This window comes from Streptomyces chisholmiae (assembly GCF_031845445.1).
In the GTDB taxonomy this organism is placed as follows: Bacteria; Actinomycetota; Actinomycetes; order Streptomycetales; family Streptomycetaceae; genus Streptomyces; species Streptomyces chisholmiae.
The window spans coordinates 1-15,619 of the sequence record NZ_JAVREO010000012.1; the positions used below are offsets into that span (position 1 = coordinate 1).

At 70.8% G+C, this 15,619-nt stretch carries 13 protein-coding genes, 1 pseudogene and 1 CRISPR repeat array (1 of these 15 cut by a window edge); of the genes and pseudogenes, 4 read left to right on the top strand and 10 right to left on the bottom strand.

The annotated features are described in order from the left end of the window. From RM844_RS19980 to RM844_RS19990, 3 genes are all read right to left on the bottom strand, one after another. Positions 1 to 574 (bottom strand): hypothetical protein (locus tag RM844_RS19980; protein WP_311668665.1); only part of this gene is annotated, 574 nt, incomplete at its 3' end. A gap of 34 nt (positions 575 to 608) precedes the next feature. Then, on the bottom strand, positions 609 to 1,301 hold the full coding sequence (locus RM844_RS19985) for a DUF317 domain-containing protein (protein ID WP_311668666.1): 693 nt from the start codon (positions 1,299 to 1,301) through the stop codon (positions 609 to 611). 43 nt (positions 1,302 to 1,344) lie between these two features. After that, on the bottom strand, positions 1,345 to 2,013 hold the full coding sequence (locus RM844_RS19990; protein ID WP_311668667.1) for a DUF317 domain-containing protein: 669 nt from the start codon (positions 2,011 to 2,013) through the stop codon (positions 1,345 to 1,347). Positions 2,014 to 2,692: 679 nt separating this feature from the next. Here RM844_RS19990 and RM844_RS19995 point away from each other — a divergent pair. Next, positions 2,693 to 2,917, top strand: a pseudogene (locus RM844_RS19995) (transposase); the annotation flags it as partial. A gap of 46 nt (positions 2,918 to 2,963) precedes the next feature. Next, positions 2,964 to 3,461, top strand: a complete 498-nt coding sequence (locus tag RM844_RS20000; RefSeq protein WP_311668668.1) for a DinB family protein — start codon at positions 2,964 to 2,966, stop codon at positions 3,459 to 3,461. A gap of 152 nt (positions 3,462 to 3,613) precedes the next feature. Here RM844_RS20000 and RM844_RS20005 read toward each other — a convergent pair whose 3' ends face one another. The 3 genes from RM844_RS20005 to RM844_RS20015 form a co-directional block, all read right to left on the bottom strand. Then, positions 3,614 to 4,099 carry a hypothetical protein gene (locus RM844_RS20005; protein WP_311668669.1) on the bottom strand — a complete coding sequence of 162 codons (486 nt, stop codon included), beginning with the start codon at positions 4,097 to 4,099 and terminating at the stop codon, positions 3,614 to 3,616. A gap of 397 nt (positions 4,100 to 4,496) precedes the next feature. Next, complete coding sequence (locus tag RM844_RS20010; protein WP_311668670.1) at positions 4,497 to 5,105, bottom strand: nucleotidyltransferase domain-containing protein; 609 nt, start codon at positions 5,103 to 5,105, stop codon at positions 4,497 to 4,499. A gap of 134 nt (positions 5,106 to 5,239) precedes the next feature. Further along, positions 5,240 to 6,250, bottom strand: coding sequence for a hypothetical protein (locus RM844_RS20015; protein ID WP_311668858.1), 1,011 nt, complete (start codon positions 6,248 to 6,250; stop codon positions 5,240 to 5,242). Positions 6,251 to 6,578: 328 nt separating this feature from the next. On the opposite strand from RM844_RS20015, the gene RM844_RS20020 reads away from it, so the two are divergent. Beyond that, positions 6,579 to 7,262 carry a TetR/AcrR family transcriptional regulator gene (locus tag RM844_RS20020; protein WP_311668671.1) on the top strand — a complete coding sequence of 228 codons (684 nt, stop codon included), beginning with the start codon at positions 6,579 to 6,581 and terminating at the stop codon, positions 7,260 to 7,262. A 295-nt stretch (positions 7,263 to 7,557) separates the two neighbouring features. Continuing rightward, a complete protein-coding gene (locus RM844_RS33755) occupies positions 7,558 to 7,737 on the top strand; it encodes a Scr1 family TA system antitoxin-like transcriptional regulator (RefSeq protein ID WP_449657329.1) in 180 nt (59 codons plus the stop codon). Positions 7,738 to 8,138: 401 nt separating this feature from the next. On the opposite strand, the gene csb2 is transcribed toward RM844_RS33755, so the two are convergent. The 4 genes from csb2 to cas3g are packed head-to-tail and all read right to left on the bottom strand — an operon-like array spanning position 8,139 to position 15,395. Next, entirely contained in the window at positions 8,139 to 9,578 is a 1,440-nt protein-coding gene (csb2, locus tag RM844_RS20030; protein WP_311668672.1) for a type I-G CRISPR-associated protein Csb2, read from the bottom strand. Continuing rightward, positions 9,575 to 10,654 (bottom strand): type I-G CRISPR-associated RAMP protein Csb1/Cas7g, encoded by a 1,080-nt coding sequence (cas7g, locus tag RM844_RS20035; protein ID WP_311668673.1) that lies wholly within the window; start codon positions 10,652 to 10,654, stop codon positions 9,575 to 9,577. The genes csb2 and cas7g overlap by 4 nt, the downstream gene beginning before the upstream one ends. Next, a complete protein-coding gene (gene cas8g1 / locus RM844_RS20040) occupies positions 10,651 to 12,858 on the bottom strand; it encodes a type I-G CRISPR-associated protein Cas8g1/Csx17 (RefSeq protein ID WP_311668674.1) in 2,208 nt (735 codons plus the stop codon). The genes cas7g and cas8g1 overlap by 4 nt, the downstream gene beginning before the upstream one ends. Then, positions 12,855 to 15,395 (bottom strand): type I-G CRISPR-associated helicase/endonuclease Cas3g, encoded by a 2,541-nt coding sequence (gene cas3g, locus RM844_RS20045; RefSeq protein WP_449657330.1) that lies wholly within the window; start codon positions 15,393 to 15,395, stop codon positions 12,855 to 12,857. The genes cas8g1 and cas3g overlap by 4 nt, the downstream gene beginning before the upstream one ends. Before the next feature lie 206 nt (positions 15,396 to 15,601). Beyond that, a CRISPR array of direct repeats spans positions 15,602 to 15,619; the repeat unit is 37 nt; it runs 387 nt beyond the window's last position.

Sequence of the window (15,619 nt, forward strand, 5' to 3'; positions counted from 1 at the left end):
TGGAGGATGTCGGGGCCCACACGGCCCACACGGCCCGCGTTCTCGCGGCAAGCGTCGCCGCGGCGGTGCGTATCGCGTTGGAAGGCTGGCTTCGGCCAACGTCGGGAAGCGCGGAGGCCCCCGGGAGCCTCACCAGGGCGGTGGCGACTGCCCCGGCGCTCCGGTCGAGGACGCGGGCTATCTCGGTGGCGGTGAACTCGGCGTCCGGGTGGGCGGTCAGGTGGGCCGTGACCAGGTCTCGAAGTTGTCCCTGAGCCAGCCGTTTCCTGGCTCTGGGCGGGTCGGTCGTTCCGTCCTGGGTCGGTAGCCGGTCAGGGTGGGGGCGCCAGCGGTCCGCTTCGTGGTGGCCGCCGTCGCGGGTTCCTCGGGTGCGGGTCGCGATGCCGTGCTGTTCGAGCAGGACGAGCGCCTTGCCGGTGGTGGTGCGGGGCAGGCCGGCGGCGAGGGCGAGTTCGGCGGTGGTGGCGCCGTGGTGGCTGGCGAGCGCCTGCCAGACCTTGGTGAGGACGTGGGGGTGCTGGTCCTGGGCGGTGGAGGGGTGAGGGCGTCGGGTGGGGTCGTTGTTCCCGGGCATGGTGGGGCCTCCTGGGTGCGACGGAAGTGGCCGGTCAGCCGCGTCGGATGGTGAGGTGGGGGCGGAGGGCGGGGTCGATGTCGTTGGCGTAGCGCGGGACGGGTTCCGGGTTCAGCACGGCGTCGCAGAAGGTCTTGATGACGTGGGCCGGGGTGGTGGCGGAGAAGCCGGCCCGCCACAGGACCCGGCCGGGCCGGACCCTGGCGTGCACGTCCCAGCCCGCGACGGTGCGCAGGTCGTGCAGCGTTGCCCAGGCGGGAGGGGGTTGGTAGCGGGCTGCGAGCTGCCCGGCGGGGTTGGTGTAGGTGATGGCCCCTCCGGCGACGTCGAGCGTCCAGTCGGCGTCGATGAGGCCTTCGGTGATGAAGGTGACCGAGTCCATCGGTTGGTGTGCCGGTTGCGGGGTGAGGAGTGGTTCGACGAAGTCGGCGACTATCTCGGGTGGGCAGGCGGTGGTGATCACGGCCTGCCAGGTGGCGGCCTCGGGGACGCGGCGGCGTTCCCAGATGTGCCAGGCCGGGCGGGTCTCGCCGCTGGTGGCGTCCTGGCAGAGCCGGGGGTGGGAGACGCAGTAGCGGTGGTCCGGGGAGTAGTGGTGGGCTACGCCGGTGTCGTCGTTGAAGGTGTTCCAGTCGGCGTTCTTCAGCAGGTCCGGCACCAGGCTGGTGTCGTCGACGCCGGCCAGGTAGCGGGGGGTGACAAGGTAGTCGTCGTTCCGTTCACGCATGGCGCTGTTCCTTGTGGGGTGGGGGTGGGGGGCGCGTTGGCGGTCAGGAGTGCCGCGTGACGGGCCGGTGGGTGGTGAGGGCCTGGGTGAAGGCGCGGAGGAGGGCGGTTGGGGTGGCTTCGTGGAAGGCGGCCGTCCAGAGGGGGTTGGACAGGTCCTGCGGGCGGGAGGTGGTGATGCGCCACGCGTCTCGGGGTGGGACGAGGGCGCCGTCGGCCGGGTACTCGATTTCCACCAGGCCGTCTGGGGAGAGGGCGCGCTGGGCGCGGCCCGGTTGGGCGAGGTGCCAGCGGGCGGCACGGAGGGTCTGCCAGATGTCGGTGTGTTCGGTGCCGGCGCTGGCGTCGTGGCAGGCGTCGTGGCGGAGCGCGTTCGTGACGGCGGCCACGAGTTCGGTCGGGGTGTCGCTGGTGAAGTGGGCGCTCCACGGACCTCCCCACGGTGCTCCCGAGCAGGCTCGGGCGTCGAGGTGCCAGGCGCGGGTCGTGCCGGCGAGGTAGGCGACGCGCAGGCTGCCTCGGCCGCCGATGGCGTAGGTGTTGCCCAACTCGTCTTCGTAGTGGTGCCAGTTGGCGTGGACGAGCGGGGCGAAGACCGCCTCGACGCGGTTGTCGCCACCGGCGACACGGCTGGGGCTGGGGCTGGGGCTGGGCGCCACGTCACCGGCTGGGTGGATGTGGTGGGCGTCGCGGAGGTGGGAATGAGGAATCACGGTGATCTCCTGCCGGTTATCCCCCCTTTCCCCCCTGCCCTATTTTACCGGGCTATCAATAATCTAACCCGGTTCCTGACAGGCCGCCAGTTGAACTGGGGATTTAGAGTAGCTGAATTCTCTTATTTTTGCCTAAAGTTGGAACACGCCTCCCATAGCACGGCTCCGTAAGCGAGAAGTTGACAGGGCGCCAGAAATAAGGGTGAGCGGAGAGGAAAGGTAGACCAGAAATGATCGGCGATAACCGAAGAGGAGATGGTCGCACGCGCGGGACCGGGGCCGTAAGGGAACGGGACACGGTGCAGCCGGGTGAGCCGGTGCCGGCGTCGATGTGTCTGTGGGATCTGTGGTGATCTTCAGTCGGGGCTGACCTGGGATCGCCGAATCGGCCGCTGAGCTGGCCTTTCACCGGGCCAGGGGTGATCCCTTCTCAGTGGGATCAGGGGCGGGACCCCCGATGGGACCGGGGAAAGGATCAGGGACGGGCGAAGCGGGTGAACGCCCGGTACGGAGCGATGAAGTGGCCTCTGGCGCCGGGCTGTGGGCAGTCGCAGTCCCTGCGCAGCAATGGGTCGGTGACAGCCTTCCCCGGCACTTTCCTCGCCCTGGCCGGGGTCGACCCGAAGCAATCTATGCTTCCAACGCCCCGTCAACACCGAGCGAGTACCGCCGTGCCCGCCCTCTCCATGGCTCCGTCCCGCCGATCCGGGGGCTGCGCGGACGGCCCCGTCGCACCGGTTCCGGACTCGGCACGGTGCGCTGGGGCGTTGAGCGCGCATTCGTCTGGTTGCACCAGTTCAAGCGCCTGCGTACCCGCTACGAGCGACGCGCCGACCTCCGCCACGGCCTCCTGGAACGCGACTGTGGCATCGTCTGCCTCCGACGACTCCGAACGGCGTCTTGAAGCGCTCAGTGAGCCGGTGTCAGTGGGGCCGCATAGGGTCCGGCCCATGGCTGACACTGAACTAACGACGCTGCTCGGCGTCCTGGACAGCAAGCGGAAGCACGTCCTGGGCATCCTGGATGGCCTGGACGAGGAGGCGCTGCGGCGCCCGGTTCTCCCGTCCGGCTGGACATGCCTCGGGCTGGTGCACCATCTCGCCCTGGATGACGAGAAGTTCTGGTTCCGCGCGGTTGCCGCCGGGGAGCAGGCAGCGATTGAAGAGATCCTCGGGTCCGGGGAGAACGCGTGGCAGCCCGCCCCGGAGAAGACCGCCGAGGAGGTCTTCGCTCTCTACCGCAAGGAAGGGGAGCTCGCCGACACCTTCCTCGCCGGTGCGGACCTGGAGGCGGCCCCGAGCTGGTGGCCGGACTTCTTCGGTGACTGGCGCTACGACAACCTGCGCGAGGTCATCCTGCATGTGATCACCGAGACCGCCACCCACGCCGGCCACTTGGACGCCGTGCGCGAACTCATAGACGGCAGGCAGAGGTTGGTTCTCCCTTGACGGGCAAGCCACTCCGCTGTGCCCACCAAGATCGTCGAACGCGAGGGCCGGAGCGCGACTCATTCTGAAATGATCAGTAAGCACGGGCGCCCTCCGGCCGGCAGCCTCCCTGACGTGGATGTGGCAGCTCGGTTCCCTGCCGTCGGCGACGGTCACCCGACCTGCGGGGCCGCGAGGATAACGACTCGATCGGCCCCGACGTCGAAGCCGAGCCCCGGATGGCCATGGTCGCCCTCCGGGTCCATCAGCACCGGCTTGCCCAATCGCCGCCCGATCTCCCCAAGGAAGCCGCAGAGCACATCAAGTCGCTCCTGCCCCTGCAACTCCCGCAGGTCGACGTCGAAGTCGATTTCATCGGCGGCATGAAAACGGAAGATCGCCAACATCTCGGCAGTCGGCCGGACGCGCAGCTCCGGACACGCGGCATCAGTCGGTCGGGCCAGCACGGCCTCCGCCCGAGGCATGGGAAGCACCGTCTCTCCCTCGGAGTACTGGTGGCGCCAGCCCTTCTCCACGACAAGATCAAGGACCGCCTGCCAGTCCTCCACCGTGGCCTCCGGGACACGCAGGTCCGGCAGCGACCCCACCAGGTCCGGGTCGAGGAAACACTTCACGTCATCCCACAGCAGATCAGCCACCCCGCCATGCTGCAGTTGTTCGACGCAACGCACGCACGTTTCCCTCGACCAAACGGATGGGGTCTCCGGCCGCGACGCTCGGGCCGCGTGAGCGGCGTGTGGCGCGCCGCGTCCAAGCGAAGCCGGTCACCGGCTGTCCCGGCCAAGGACGCCTCGGGCCGTGGACCGGTCCGGCGCTGCCCGTGCCGGGCACCGAGGCCGCGATGGAGAAGAACAGGGTCGGGACCCTGCGCCGGCACCATCACCGTGGTCCGCACCGACTCCTACCGCCTCGCCAGCGCCAGAGCCCGGGCCGAAGAGCCCGCCGGGGCCGGCTGACGACCGTGGCTTCCCACCCGGCGGCTCGCGGACAACGGGCCGTGCTGTGCGCAGGGCGGGCGGGGAAGGCCCTGCCCGGTCAGCGAAGGCTCTGGTGCCAGGGGTGTTCGCCGTACGCCTCGGCGATGGCCCTCGCCAGCCACCGCCGCTGCCCCGCGTCGAGGGAGGGCAGGGTGGCCCGGAAGTCCTGCTCGTCCTTCGGCCGGGGCCGGTGGGCCTTGTAGAAGAGCTGCACCTCTGGGACCAGGTAGGGCGTGCCTTCCGGCGAGAGCTTGCCCAGCCGGCCGATCGGCCGCCGGACCCGGGCACATCGTCTGGAGATCCAGTCCTGGCCCTCCGCCTCGTCGAGCATGATCTGGATCTGCCAGGGAGCTGATGGGCCGGGCCGGCACCAGATGTCGTGGACGTCGGTGGGCAGGGTCTCTCCGGGCCGCCACGGCCGGAGAGTCCCCGGCGGGTCTGCGGCCCACCACTCCCAGGTCGGCAGCAGCCGCTGAACGCTCCGTTGGTCGCGCCGGAGCAACAGGACGTCGATGTCGCTGTGCTCTCGGAAGGAGTCACCCACCGCGAGCTCGATGGCGTGACCCCCGGCAATCCACCAGGGGGTGTCGGCCGAGGAGAAAAGCGCCGTCACTTCGTCCGGGGCTGCGGGCTCCCACGGCCCCCACGGTGTCTCGGTGCGCGTCACTCAGCGAGGGTAATGCCCTTCACGATCTCCCACGGAACGCGGTCAGCGCCCACGTTCGGGCAGCGCCGGTTCGGCGCGTCCCGTTTCCTTCGGTACGGGGCCCCGTGCCGAGGGGGCGCCGTGCAGGGGGCCGGTCAGCTCCGGTATCGCTGGGCGACGGCCGAGAAGGCGGCCTTGGGTTCCCATTCCATATCGGGGTAGGTCTGTCCCCGTCGCCCTTCGAGGAGTCTGACGATGCCCAGGCCGGCCCGGTCCAGGTCGTCCCTGGGGTCGCCGTCCGGGCGGTGCGGGTAGCCGGGCAGGGCGAACAGGAACACGAACGCGCTGTCCACGCCCTCGGTCTCGAAGATCTCCAGTAGTTCACTCAGATACGCGGCCTGGCCGGCCTCGTCACGCTCGTATATGCCGTTCAGCCGCACGGGGGCCTTGGTCTGTGGGTCGTGTTCGACGACGTCCAGCACCCGTCCGCCACGGTCTCCCGCGCCGCGGTAGGCGGCGGTGCCGAACCCGGTGATGGCGAGCGGCTTCGGGCCTTGGGCCAGTGTCCGCACCGCGTCCCGGAACCGGTCCGCGACCTCGGCGGAGCGGATCAGCTCGTACGTCACGAAGTCGAAGGGAGTCCAGTCGACCTGCTCGAACTGGATGGACGCGTAGGTCAGTTGGCCGTGGAAGCGCTCGCGGATCGTGGCCACGGCGTCGCGAAGGAAGGTGTTGATGCGCACGCCGAGTTCGCGCATCGTCTCGGCCAGCCGCTCGGGTTGGCTCATCAGTTCCGCGACCCGTTCCTCGGGGCTTTCTCCGGGCAGGAACCCGAGGTTCATGACGCTCAGCTCGACTCCCGCGACGAACACGACCGTGCCTCCGCGCTGTCGGAGCCGTTCGGCTCGTTCGGCGCAGTCGCGGAAGAGCGTGAGGATCTGCCGCTGGTCCAGCTCCAGCGGATAGGGCGAGAACCAGACCTCCAGGCCGAGTTCTGCGGCGGCGGTGGCGGCCAGTTCCAGTCGGTCCGGGTCGCCGCCGATGATCTGGACCGCGTTGCAGTGCAGGTCGTCGCGGATGATGGCGAGTTCGCGCCGGACCACCGCGGGGTCGAAGTCTTCACGGGATGTCTGGCCGTGCGTGACAAATCCGGTGTCGTAGGTCATTCCTCTTGCTCGCATGGTGGCGTCCTGTCTTTCGAGGTGTGGGGCTGGCCTGGTCATCCGTAGGGGTCGCCAGGTCCCTGGGTGCTTCGGGGTGGCTGGCGGGTGCGCGCCCGTGCGACGGCTTCAGCCAACGCGGGCGTCCGGAGTCCAGGGGCTCCGGCAGGCCCGGGCCCGCGCCCGCCGACGCTCGACGTCTTGTGAGCGGTGCGGGGTGGCGCCGTCGGAGCGCACCCGTCGTTTCCGTCGGTCTCGGTCGGGTCGAGACTGACAGGAAACTTGCGTGCACGCAAGTTTGCGTACGCGCAGCTCTGCGTGGGACGCTGGCGCCGTGACGACACCACCACCGGGGCTGCGGGAGCGGAAGAAACAGGCCACGCGCGAGGCGCTACGCGAGGCGGCCCTGCGCCTGGCCGTGGAACGCGGACCGGACCAGGTGCGGGTTGAGGACATCGCCGAGGCGGCCGGCGTCTCGCCGCGCACCTACAACAACTACTTCGCCAGCCGCGAGCAGGCGATCGTCTCCGCTGTCACGGCGGATCGGGAGGCGCGGATCGCGGCGGCGGTCGCGGCCCGTCCGGCGGGAGTGCGCCTGGCTGACGCGGTCACCGAAGCCGTGGTCGAGCAGTACACGGACACCGGTGAGCACGCCCAGGAGGCGCTGCTGCTGATCACCAGCCGGGTCGCGCTGCGCGACGCCTACCTCGACACCACCGCCGGCATCGCGCCCCCTCTCACGGCGGTGATCGCCGAGCGTCTGGAGGATGTCGGGGCCCACACGGCCCACACGGCCCGCGTTCTCGCGGCAAGCGTCGCCGCGGCGGTGCGTATCGCGTTGGAAGGCTGGCTTCGGCCAACGTCGGGAAGCGCGGAGGCCCCCGGGAGTATCGGCGCCGGAGGGCTGGTCGTGCCCTCCGGCTCGCTGCCCGACCAACTCCGCTCGGCCCTGGCCCCGCTCGGGCCGGCGTTCGACGCCGCCGAGCGGCGCACCCAGCCGCGGGATGCGTCCGACTGACACGGAAGACACCTGGACAACGGCCCCCACGTCGTCATCGCCGTGCACGACACGGCGTGTGCGGGGCCGGAGTGCCGGCTTCGACCTGGCCGAGGGTCTCCTCGAAGGTCCGGGGGCAGGAGGTCAGGGGCGGGCGGGGCGGCGTGGCGGTGGGGGCGTGGTCGGTCGGCGGGCCGGTGGTGGGGGCTGTCTCGTCGGGGGTGCGAGGAGGGCGCGAGTCTTCTCGCTGGGGTGGAGGTGTTCGAGAGCCAGATCATCCCCGGACTCCTACAAACCGAGGACTACGCCACGCGCAATGCTGGCAGCAGTGCGGCCAGACAACCTGGAAGACCTGGTCGCCGCCCGGGTCTCCCGGCAGGACGTCTTCGAACGGAACAACCCGCCCCGCACCTGGTTCGTGATCGACGAGAACGTGCTACTCCGCCCGCCCGGGTGGGCGGGGGTGCTGGCCTCGGCCGGTCTCAGTGCGGCGTAGAGCTGGCAGGCCCTTCAATGGAGCCGCCCGGGTGGGCGGGGGTGCTGGTCGCCGAGCAGGTCGTCCTCAGCCACAAGACCATCCACCTTCCCGGGTGGGCGGGGGTGCTGGCGGGTCCATGGCGGCGATGTAGTCGGCGACCGGAGGCCTTCAATGGGGCCGCCCGGGTGGGCGGGGGTGCTGGGGGATTCCGGGCGGATGTCGCGGAGAGCGCAGCGGACCATCAATGGGGCCGCCCGGGTGGGCGGGGGTGCTGGGGCTGTTGAGCTGGTGGTTTGTGGTTCTGCTTGGTTCGCGGGGCGGAATCGCCAGGGGCAAAGCAGGACTCACCGGACATTCTGCTTCGGTGCGGTCCGGGGTTTCCCGGTGTGCTTGGGGTTCCGAAGTGGTCCTGACTGAGGTCATGGGGTGGGGGTGAAGGTGCCGAGGCCGAAGTGGGAGTGGCGGCCGAGGGTGAGGGGGCCGGTGATGGGGTGGGGGAAGGTGAGTTGGATGCCGTAGGCGGTGCGGGCGGTGGCGAGGGTTTCCTTCTTGGATCGGCGGTGGCGGGTGTGTCGGGACCAGGGGCCGGGGGTGAGGGTGATGTCGGTGGGTTCGGGGAGGTCGCGGTGGGCGAGTTCGCGGGTGATCTCGGCGGTGAGGTAGGCGTGGAGTTCCTGCTTTTTCTTTCGGTGGCGTGGGGGGATGAAGGGCGTGGTGGTGGTCCAGCGAGCGGCGGGGGTGGTCCAGGCCCTGGGGAGGGTGGCTTCGGCTGGGCCGTAGGCGGTGACGCGAAGGTGGAGGTTGTGGGGGCCGGGAATGTCCTGGGGGACGCCGATGGTTCGAGTGCGGGCGGTTTCGTGGATGGCGTGGAGTTCCTCGTCGCTGAGGCCGGCTGGTGCCCAGAGGACGATGTCGTCGATGTGGCGGCCGTTGGTGCTGTAGGGGATGAAGTGGGTGTGCTGGTGGCCTCGCATAGGGGTTTGGTCGGCGTTCTTGCCGGCCAGGACGCTGGCTTGTTGCAGGCGGTCTGGGTGACCGGTGGTGAGTTGCTTGATGCAGGCGGCTCTCAGGGCGTCGGTGAGGGTGAGGGCCTGGGTGAGGGGTGGGCGGATGCGTTCGGCGAGGGTGAGGCGGACCGCGGTGGTCAGCGGGCGGGCTCGGGTGGTGCGGGCGGGCCGGTGGGGTGCTGGGTCGGGGAGGGGGACGGTATAGGGCAGGAGTCGGGTGTTGGGCGGGTAGCGGCGTTTGTCGGCGCGGATGTCGACGGGGCGTTGGGTGAGGGCTGCGAGGTCGAGGGCACCGTCAGGGGCGAGGAGTTGCACGGTGTCCGTCCCCGAGGCCGCCTGGGTGTCGTCGTTCCAGAGGTGCAGTGCGCAGGGTGTGTGGGTGTCGGCCGGGGGTGGGCCTTCGTGGATGCGGGCTTGGGTGAGGCTTTCTGACCGGCCCAGGTAGGGGACGGCCTGGCAGAGCAGTTCGAGTGCCTTGTGTTGGGCGGTGGTGAGGGCGGCGGTGTGCCAGGTGAGGTAGAGGGTGGCGTCGGCGCCGAGGATGGCGAAGGCGTCGATGGCTCGGTCGGTGCTGTGGTGGTCGGCTCGGTGGTGGGTGTCGGGGTGGTAGTGGCGGACGTGCGCGAGTCGGTACGGCGGCAGGTGGTAGACGGGTGGGGCGGCGAGCTGGTGGAGGAGGGGGTGGATGGTGTCGGTGTCGAGTTCGGGGTGGCGGGTTTTCCACGCGGCGTAGAGGGTGCGCAGGATGCGCCACGGTGAGGGCGGGAGTTCGACGGCGCCCTCGTTGAGGTACCGGCCCCAGGGGGTGGCGTGGTAGCGGCGGTTGGGGAAGTGGAAGGCCAGGGTGATCACGCGGTCGCGGCCTCTTCCTGGGCCTCGGCGCTCTCCGTCGTGGCGGGTGCCGGGACGGTGTTCTTGGCGGTGGCCTTGCGTGGCTTCTTGGGCTTGTCGTCGCTCCACAGCACGGTGAGGGGTCCGGTGTGGTCGAGTTCGGCGATGGTCTGGGGCAGCAGTTCCCGCAGTCGCTGGGTGAGTTCTCGGGTGGTGGGTAGGGGGGCGGTGCCCTGGATGTCGCCGGCCAGGTCGAGGTCGCAGGCGGTGCGTAGGCGTAGGCCGGATTCGAGGAAGGTGCGGATCTCCCACAGGGCGAGTGTGGCGAGGAGTTCCGTGGTGTGGGAGGCGAGGCCGTAGGAGCGGAGGAGTTGGACGTCGATGCTGAACTGGGCCTCGATGTGGCGGGCGGTGTATTCGACGCGGGAGTAGGGGATGGAGCCGTAGCCCTCGCTGCTGCCGCCCAGGGCGGTGCCTTCGTCGCCGTCGCCGCTGGTGGTGTGGCGGACGTGGTCGGACTTCCGGCCGCCGCTGATGGCCTGTTCGATGTCGTGGGCTTCGATGGCGGCGCTGACGGCTCGGGCGAAGCGGGGCTGTCCCGGCCACGCCTTCTGGTTGAAGAAGCAGCCGTGGAGGAGGACAAGCGGGTCCAGGGACATCAGGGCGCGGGCCATGGCCGGGTAGCTGAGGGGCTTGTGGTTGGCCAGGTCGAGCCGCTGGCCGATGACCTGGGCCATCGATTGGTCGTCGAGTCGGGCCTCCCGGACGAAGGGTGAGGCCAGGCGGTGGGCTTCCTGGCGGGAGGAGGTCAGGAAGCGGTGGGGTGGCCCGTCGGCGTGGCGGACTTCGACGTGGGGCAGGTCGGCCAGCAGGGCGATGGGGGCTTGCTGGGCTGGGTCCCAGGTGGTGTTCTCCAGGCGGTTGGCCATGGACTGGGTGGACTCCACCAGGAGGGAGCGGACCGCATCGCCGTCGTCGTTGTAGGAGGTGAACTCCGCGGCCCCGAGGTCGGGGAAGCCAGTGGGCTGGAAGCGCGAGCCGAGGGCGGGCCGCAGGGGCGCGCGCAGCCGGATGCGGTTGGCGGAGATGTCGATCACGAGACGGTGTCCTTTGTCTGCTGGTGGTTCGTCTGCTGGTTGGCGTGGGGCAGCCGGGCGGTGACGCTGATCTGGGTCAGGGCCCGGGCTCGGATGTCGGTGTCGGCGGGGATCAGCAGGGTGGCGGCCAACCGCGTCCCGTCCACGAGGGCGGGCGGGTCGCGCGGGGTGGGGATGGGTGGGCAGTGAGCTTGGCGTAGGCGGTTGCGGGCGTCGGCCAGGACGGGCTCAACGTGGCCGGCGCGGAGCCGGTTCGCCCAGTCCGGGCGGGGCCGCAGCACGGGGTTGAAGGGGGCTCTGTCCGGGTGGAGTGGGGATCGCATCGGGGGCAGGGCGTCGCCGTAGAAGGGCAGCAGGGTGGCGAGGGCTGTGCCCAGGGGGCGGCCGATGGCCTCTTCGAGCGGCGGGCGGACGGTGGTGCGCCAGCCGAGGATGAGGAGGCCGCACAGCAGCTCGGCCAGAAGCTGGTCGTCGAGCATGCCGTCCAGGAAGTCCTGTACCAGACCCGGTCTCGGCAGGGCCTTGGTGGCCGGGGCATAGCTGACGGGCGGCATCAGGCCCTGGTCGGCCGCCTGTGCGGCGACCTCCCAGAGACGGTGCTGGTGTGCGGCGGCCAGGGCCCGGGGCAGGGTGTCGCCGTCCAGGTCCACCCCGCTGGGGGGCGCTCCCTGACTCCAGACCAGTCGACCCGGGGGCTGGACGGTGCAGCGGGTGAGGAGTGGGCGTAGGGCCGGAGGGCCTCCGGGGCGGTGGGCGAGGCCGGCGAGGGTGGCGGCCAGGGACAGTTCGCCTCCGAGCCATGCGGGCCGCCAGCTGGGGCGCTCCCTGGCCTGGAACGGCCGGATCTTGCCGCGCATCTGGGATGAGCGGGCGACGGCCTCGTGCAACTGGCCGAAGCGCCTGACGAAGACCGCCGCCTCGGCGTCGGGGTCCACGGTGCCGGCGGCCAGGGCGAACATGCTGGCCTTGGCGCGGCGGGCCAGGCTGGCCACGCCGGCCGGCATCGGGTCGCGGAGCCGATCGACCCAGTCGAACGCCTCGTTGAGAAGGGTGAGTTGCCGGGCGCGGGGGCCGACGGGGACGTCTCCGGCTCGGGCTGCGAGGGGGTTCTGCCCCAAGCGTTCGACGATGACGAAGCGGCGAAAGGCGGTGATGTTGCGGTCCACGCCCAGCGAGCCGGCAGCGCGGGCGAAGTCGAAGCCGTTGCGGGCCTGCCGGCCGCGGTACTGGGCACGGCCCTCACTCAGCAGCGCTGCCAGCTCGGAGAGCCGGGCAGGGCGTTCCCACAAGGGCGCCCAGAACTCGCCCTTGCTGTTCTCGTCAGCGGCCGTGCTGTACCCGTAGGGCGTGGAGCGGACCACGAACGGGCTGGCCAGGCCGGTGGCGTTGTTGCGGCGCGCCACCGAGCTGGCGAACAACAGCAGGCCCTCACAAGTGAGGACAACCCGCCAGGGGTTGATGAAGCCGGCGTCGTCGAGCTTCTCGAACGCGGAGGAGTGGATGCCGCCACCGCGCCCGGGATCGTACTGGCCCACCGCTCCCCGCAGGTAGGGGGCACCCTCGACTCCGGTGAGGGCCGAGCGGGCCCAGGCCAGGGACCGGCCCTGCGTGTCCAGGGTCGTGTTGAGGACCTGTTGGAGGTAGCCGACGGACAGCTCCTGCCGGCCGAGGTTGCCCCCGGTGCCGGCCAGCGGATTGTAGGAGACGTCCTCCAGATCGAGGGCGAAGGCGGCGTCCAGCCAGGGCAGGACGTTCTCGGGGAGCCGGTTGCGGCACAGGGTCAGCAGGCTCGTCTTGTGCTTCTCGCTCCACATGGTGCCGCCGGCCCAGCCCCGGGTCCGGCCCTCGGCCACCACCGTCCGCCCCACGGCCACCGCCTCCCGCAGCGGGCCCAGCCGAGGGGCGGTGGAGTCCTCGACGGCGGCCAGGGTTCGCTCGGCCTCCTTGCTCTTGCCGTTGCCGTTGAACCCGGAGCCGGCGTTCCACGGCGAGATGATCGGGCTGGGCGTGAACTCCTCCGCCAGCCACCCCACCAGTTCGTCGCCACTCAGCGCGCTGTCCAGGATCGGCACGCCTCGACGCCATGCCAGCGTCGCACTGGGATCGGCCTGGGTGGCCACCGCGCGCAGCACCCCCAAAGCGCACAGGTAGTCCGCCAGACTGACCGCTTCCAGACCTTGCAGGCCCACACCTCGGGCGCTCACCACAGGCCCTCCTGCTTCCCTTGGATCTCGTTCGCGGGGGCGGCGGCGCGTTGTCGTGGCAGCGTGCCGGACGCCGGTGGCTCCGATGGCGGATCGGTGCGGTAGCTGCGGCTGGCACGCCAGTCCGCCACCCGCACCAGCGCCTCCAGCCAGCCGACGCGGAACGGCCCGGCGTCCGCCCGATCCCGCAGGGCAGCCATCCGTTGGACCCAGGAGTCTCCGACGGCGTTCGTCGAGCCGCCCAGGGCCATCACCGACAGATCCAGCTTGATCTCCGGGACGAGGCGCCCGTCGGACGTCTCCACCGGCCCGACCACCTCCCCCTGCTCCACCCCCAGCAGGCGCGGCGGACGGGACTCCCCCTCGGCCCCGACCGAGCGCACCGACATCCGCACCTTCCCGTGGTGGGCCGCGGCCAGATACACCGCGAGGTCGGCCTCCTCCACCCCGTCCAGGAGCCCGCTGGACGGGTCCAGCATCATCAGCGCCGTCACCAACTCGTGCCGCAAGTAGGGACGCCCATGGCGCAGCCGATCCCCCGGGCCCTTCGCCCAGGGCCCCTCCCCCGGCGGCACCGCGTCACCAGCGGCGCAGGCCAACGAAGAACGGAACACATGATGTGACTTGCCGAGGTCGTGATGCCGAGCGGCGACCAACGCCGCATGGCACTGCGCGGGCGAGACGTCCAGCGCCTCGCCGGCCGACGTGAGGAGCCCCGCCATCCCCTCCTCCACGTCCTGCCCGTGCTCCGCAAGGCTCACCCAACGGTCCCCCTGCGACCACCGGTCACCAGCCAAACCGCCGACCGTCCCCGTCCCCGCCCCAACCACCGGCACCGGCACCGGCGTCCGGGATCTCGGTGCCCACCCGGTCTCCACCTGGTAGCCGCCCAACCGAGCGTCCATCAGGAACACCTCTCCAGGCCGAACCCCCTGCGGCGCCGCCCGCCGCCACAGACCATCGACCTGGTCGTACAGCCACAACCGGCCCGCCCTCGCCAACCCTCGCAGGTCATCCAGCGGAGCCGGACACAACTCGTCCCGCCCCGGAAACCGCTCCCCGTCCTCGCTCGGCTTCCCTTCGGGCCAGGCCCGCCAGGCCACCTGCCCCGTCAGATCCTGCCCGTCCCGAATCCACCGGCTCACGTCGACATCCGCGCCGCTCAGATCGGGCATCGTGTCCCACAGCTGCAACAGATCCCGCCGCCGCAGCTGGACGTACTCCACCTTCTGCTGCACCACCGACGCGTCCAGCATCTCGCGCAGCGTGACCCGCGCGCCCTCCCAGCCGGCCAGGGCCTTCGCCGACGCCGCCAGATCCTCCTCCAGATAAGGAGCGGACGCCCGCTTCCCCCCAGGGGGCCAGGCCCACAGCACCTCGGCCCCTGGATCGTCCCCCGTCCGGTTGCACCGCCCACACCGCTGTAGAACCGACGTCCACGGCGCCACCTCGGTGAACAACACCCGCGACGTCATGTCGACCCCGGCCTCCAACGCCTGGGTGCTCACCACGATCTGCCCCGGACCCGCACACCCCGCCATCACCCGGTCCACCAACCGCCGGCGGTCACCCGGCCGGAACTGCCCATGCACCAAGACCACCTCGGGCCCCGCACCCGCCCCCGCACCGGAGAGCACTCCGGACAACGCCTGGGCCACCTCCACCGCCCGCCGCACCGTGTTGAAGAACGCCAACGTCCGCGTCCCCGCCACATGTCGACCGGCCAACGCCTCGGCCACCGCCCCGGCATAGCCCTTCGGTTCATCCGGCACCACCAGCCGCTCGACCCGCCGCAGCGCGCCCAACCGCTTCGCCAACACCTCCGTGGCACGGTCCTCGGCGCTCAACTCCACCGGCACCGGCGGCACTCCCCGGTCCGCCGTCACCAACTCGGCCGGGTCCACCGTCGCCGACATCCACATCGACGACGACCCCACCGCCGTCCCCAACTGCTCCCGCAACGCCTGCAACTGCACCGACGTCCACAACGCCGGACCCATCAGCTGCGTCTCGTCGAAAACGAACTGGGTCCCGTTGTGCAACAACCCGAACGGCACCGGCCACCGCGACCGCGCGTCCCCGTGCCCCCGCAGCAACAACCGCGACAACACCATGTCCTGCGTCCCCACGAACACCGCCGGCCGGAACGGATCCATCTGCCAGGCATCGTCGTCCCGGGCCTCCCCACCCATCAGGACATGAACCCCGACCTCTTCGGCCAGCCCCAGCGCCCCCACCCACGTCGTCACCTTCTCGACGACCTGTTCCACCAGCGTCCGCATCGGCAACACGAACACCAACCGCCCGGGCGTCCCCGCCCGCACCCCCGCGTCCGGATGTTCCAACAACCGCCACAGCCACGGCAGCACGGCCGCCTCGGTTTTCCCCGACCCAGGTGGCACCCGCAACAACTCCGGCAACCCCTCGCCAGCAAGCCGCGCCTGAAACGGAAACGCCTCACGGCCCGTCGCCCGACGCATGAACGCCCCGAACGACAACCCACCCAACTCGCGCGCCACAGCCACTCCCCACCACACGGTGACGGAACCAGTACGCGCAGCATCCTGCCACCCGCCACTGACAACGGGGCGTCAGGGAGCGCACACAGGGCGTTCACCTGCGGTTACGGCAGTGCTCCCGCAGCCGCGAGGGGCGGGAAGCTGCCCCTTCGGCGGCGGTTCAGCCGGGTGGTGGGCAGGGTGCAACTACCCCGCTCGCTCGCGCAGGCAGTGGACGCGCTGGGCCTTCAATGGAGCCGCCC

What these genes read in the sequence shown, in the direction of transcription:
- RM844_RS19985 (WP_311668666.1), bottom strand. Translation starts at nt 1,301, where the DNA reads ATGCGTGAACGGAACGACGACTACCTTGTCACCCCCCGCTACCTGGCC.
- RM844_RS33755 (WP_449657329.1), top strand. Translation starts at nt 7,558, where the DNA reads ATGCTGGCAGCAGTGCGGCCAGACAACCTGGAAGACCTGGTCGCCGCC.
- RM844_RS20015 (WP_311668858.1), bottom strand. Translation starts at nt 6,250, where the DNA reads ATGACCTACGACACCGGATTTGTCACGCACGGCCAGACATCCCGTGAA.
- RM844_RS20000 (WP_311668668.1), top strand. Translation starts at nt 2,964, where the DNA reads ATGGCTGACACTGAACTAACGACGCTGCTCGGCGTCCTGGACAGCAAG.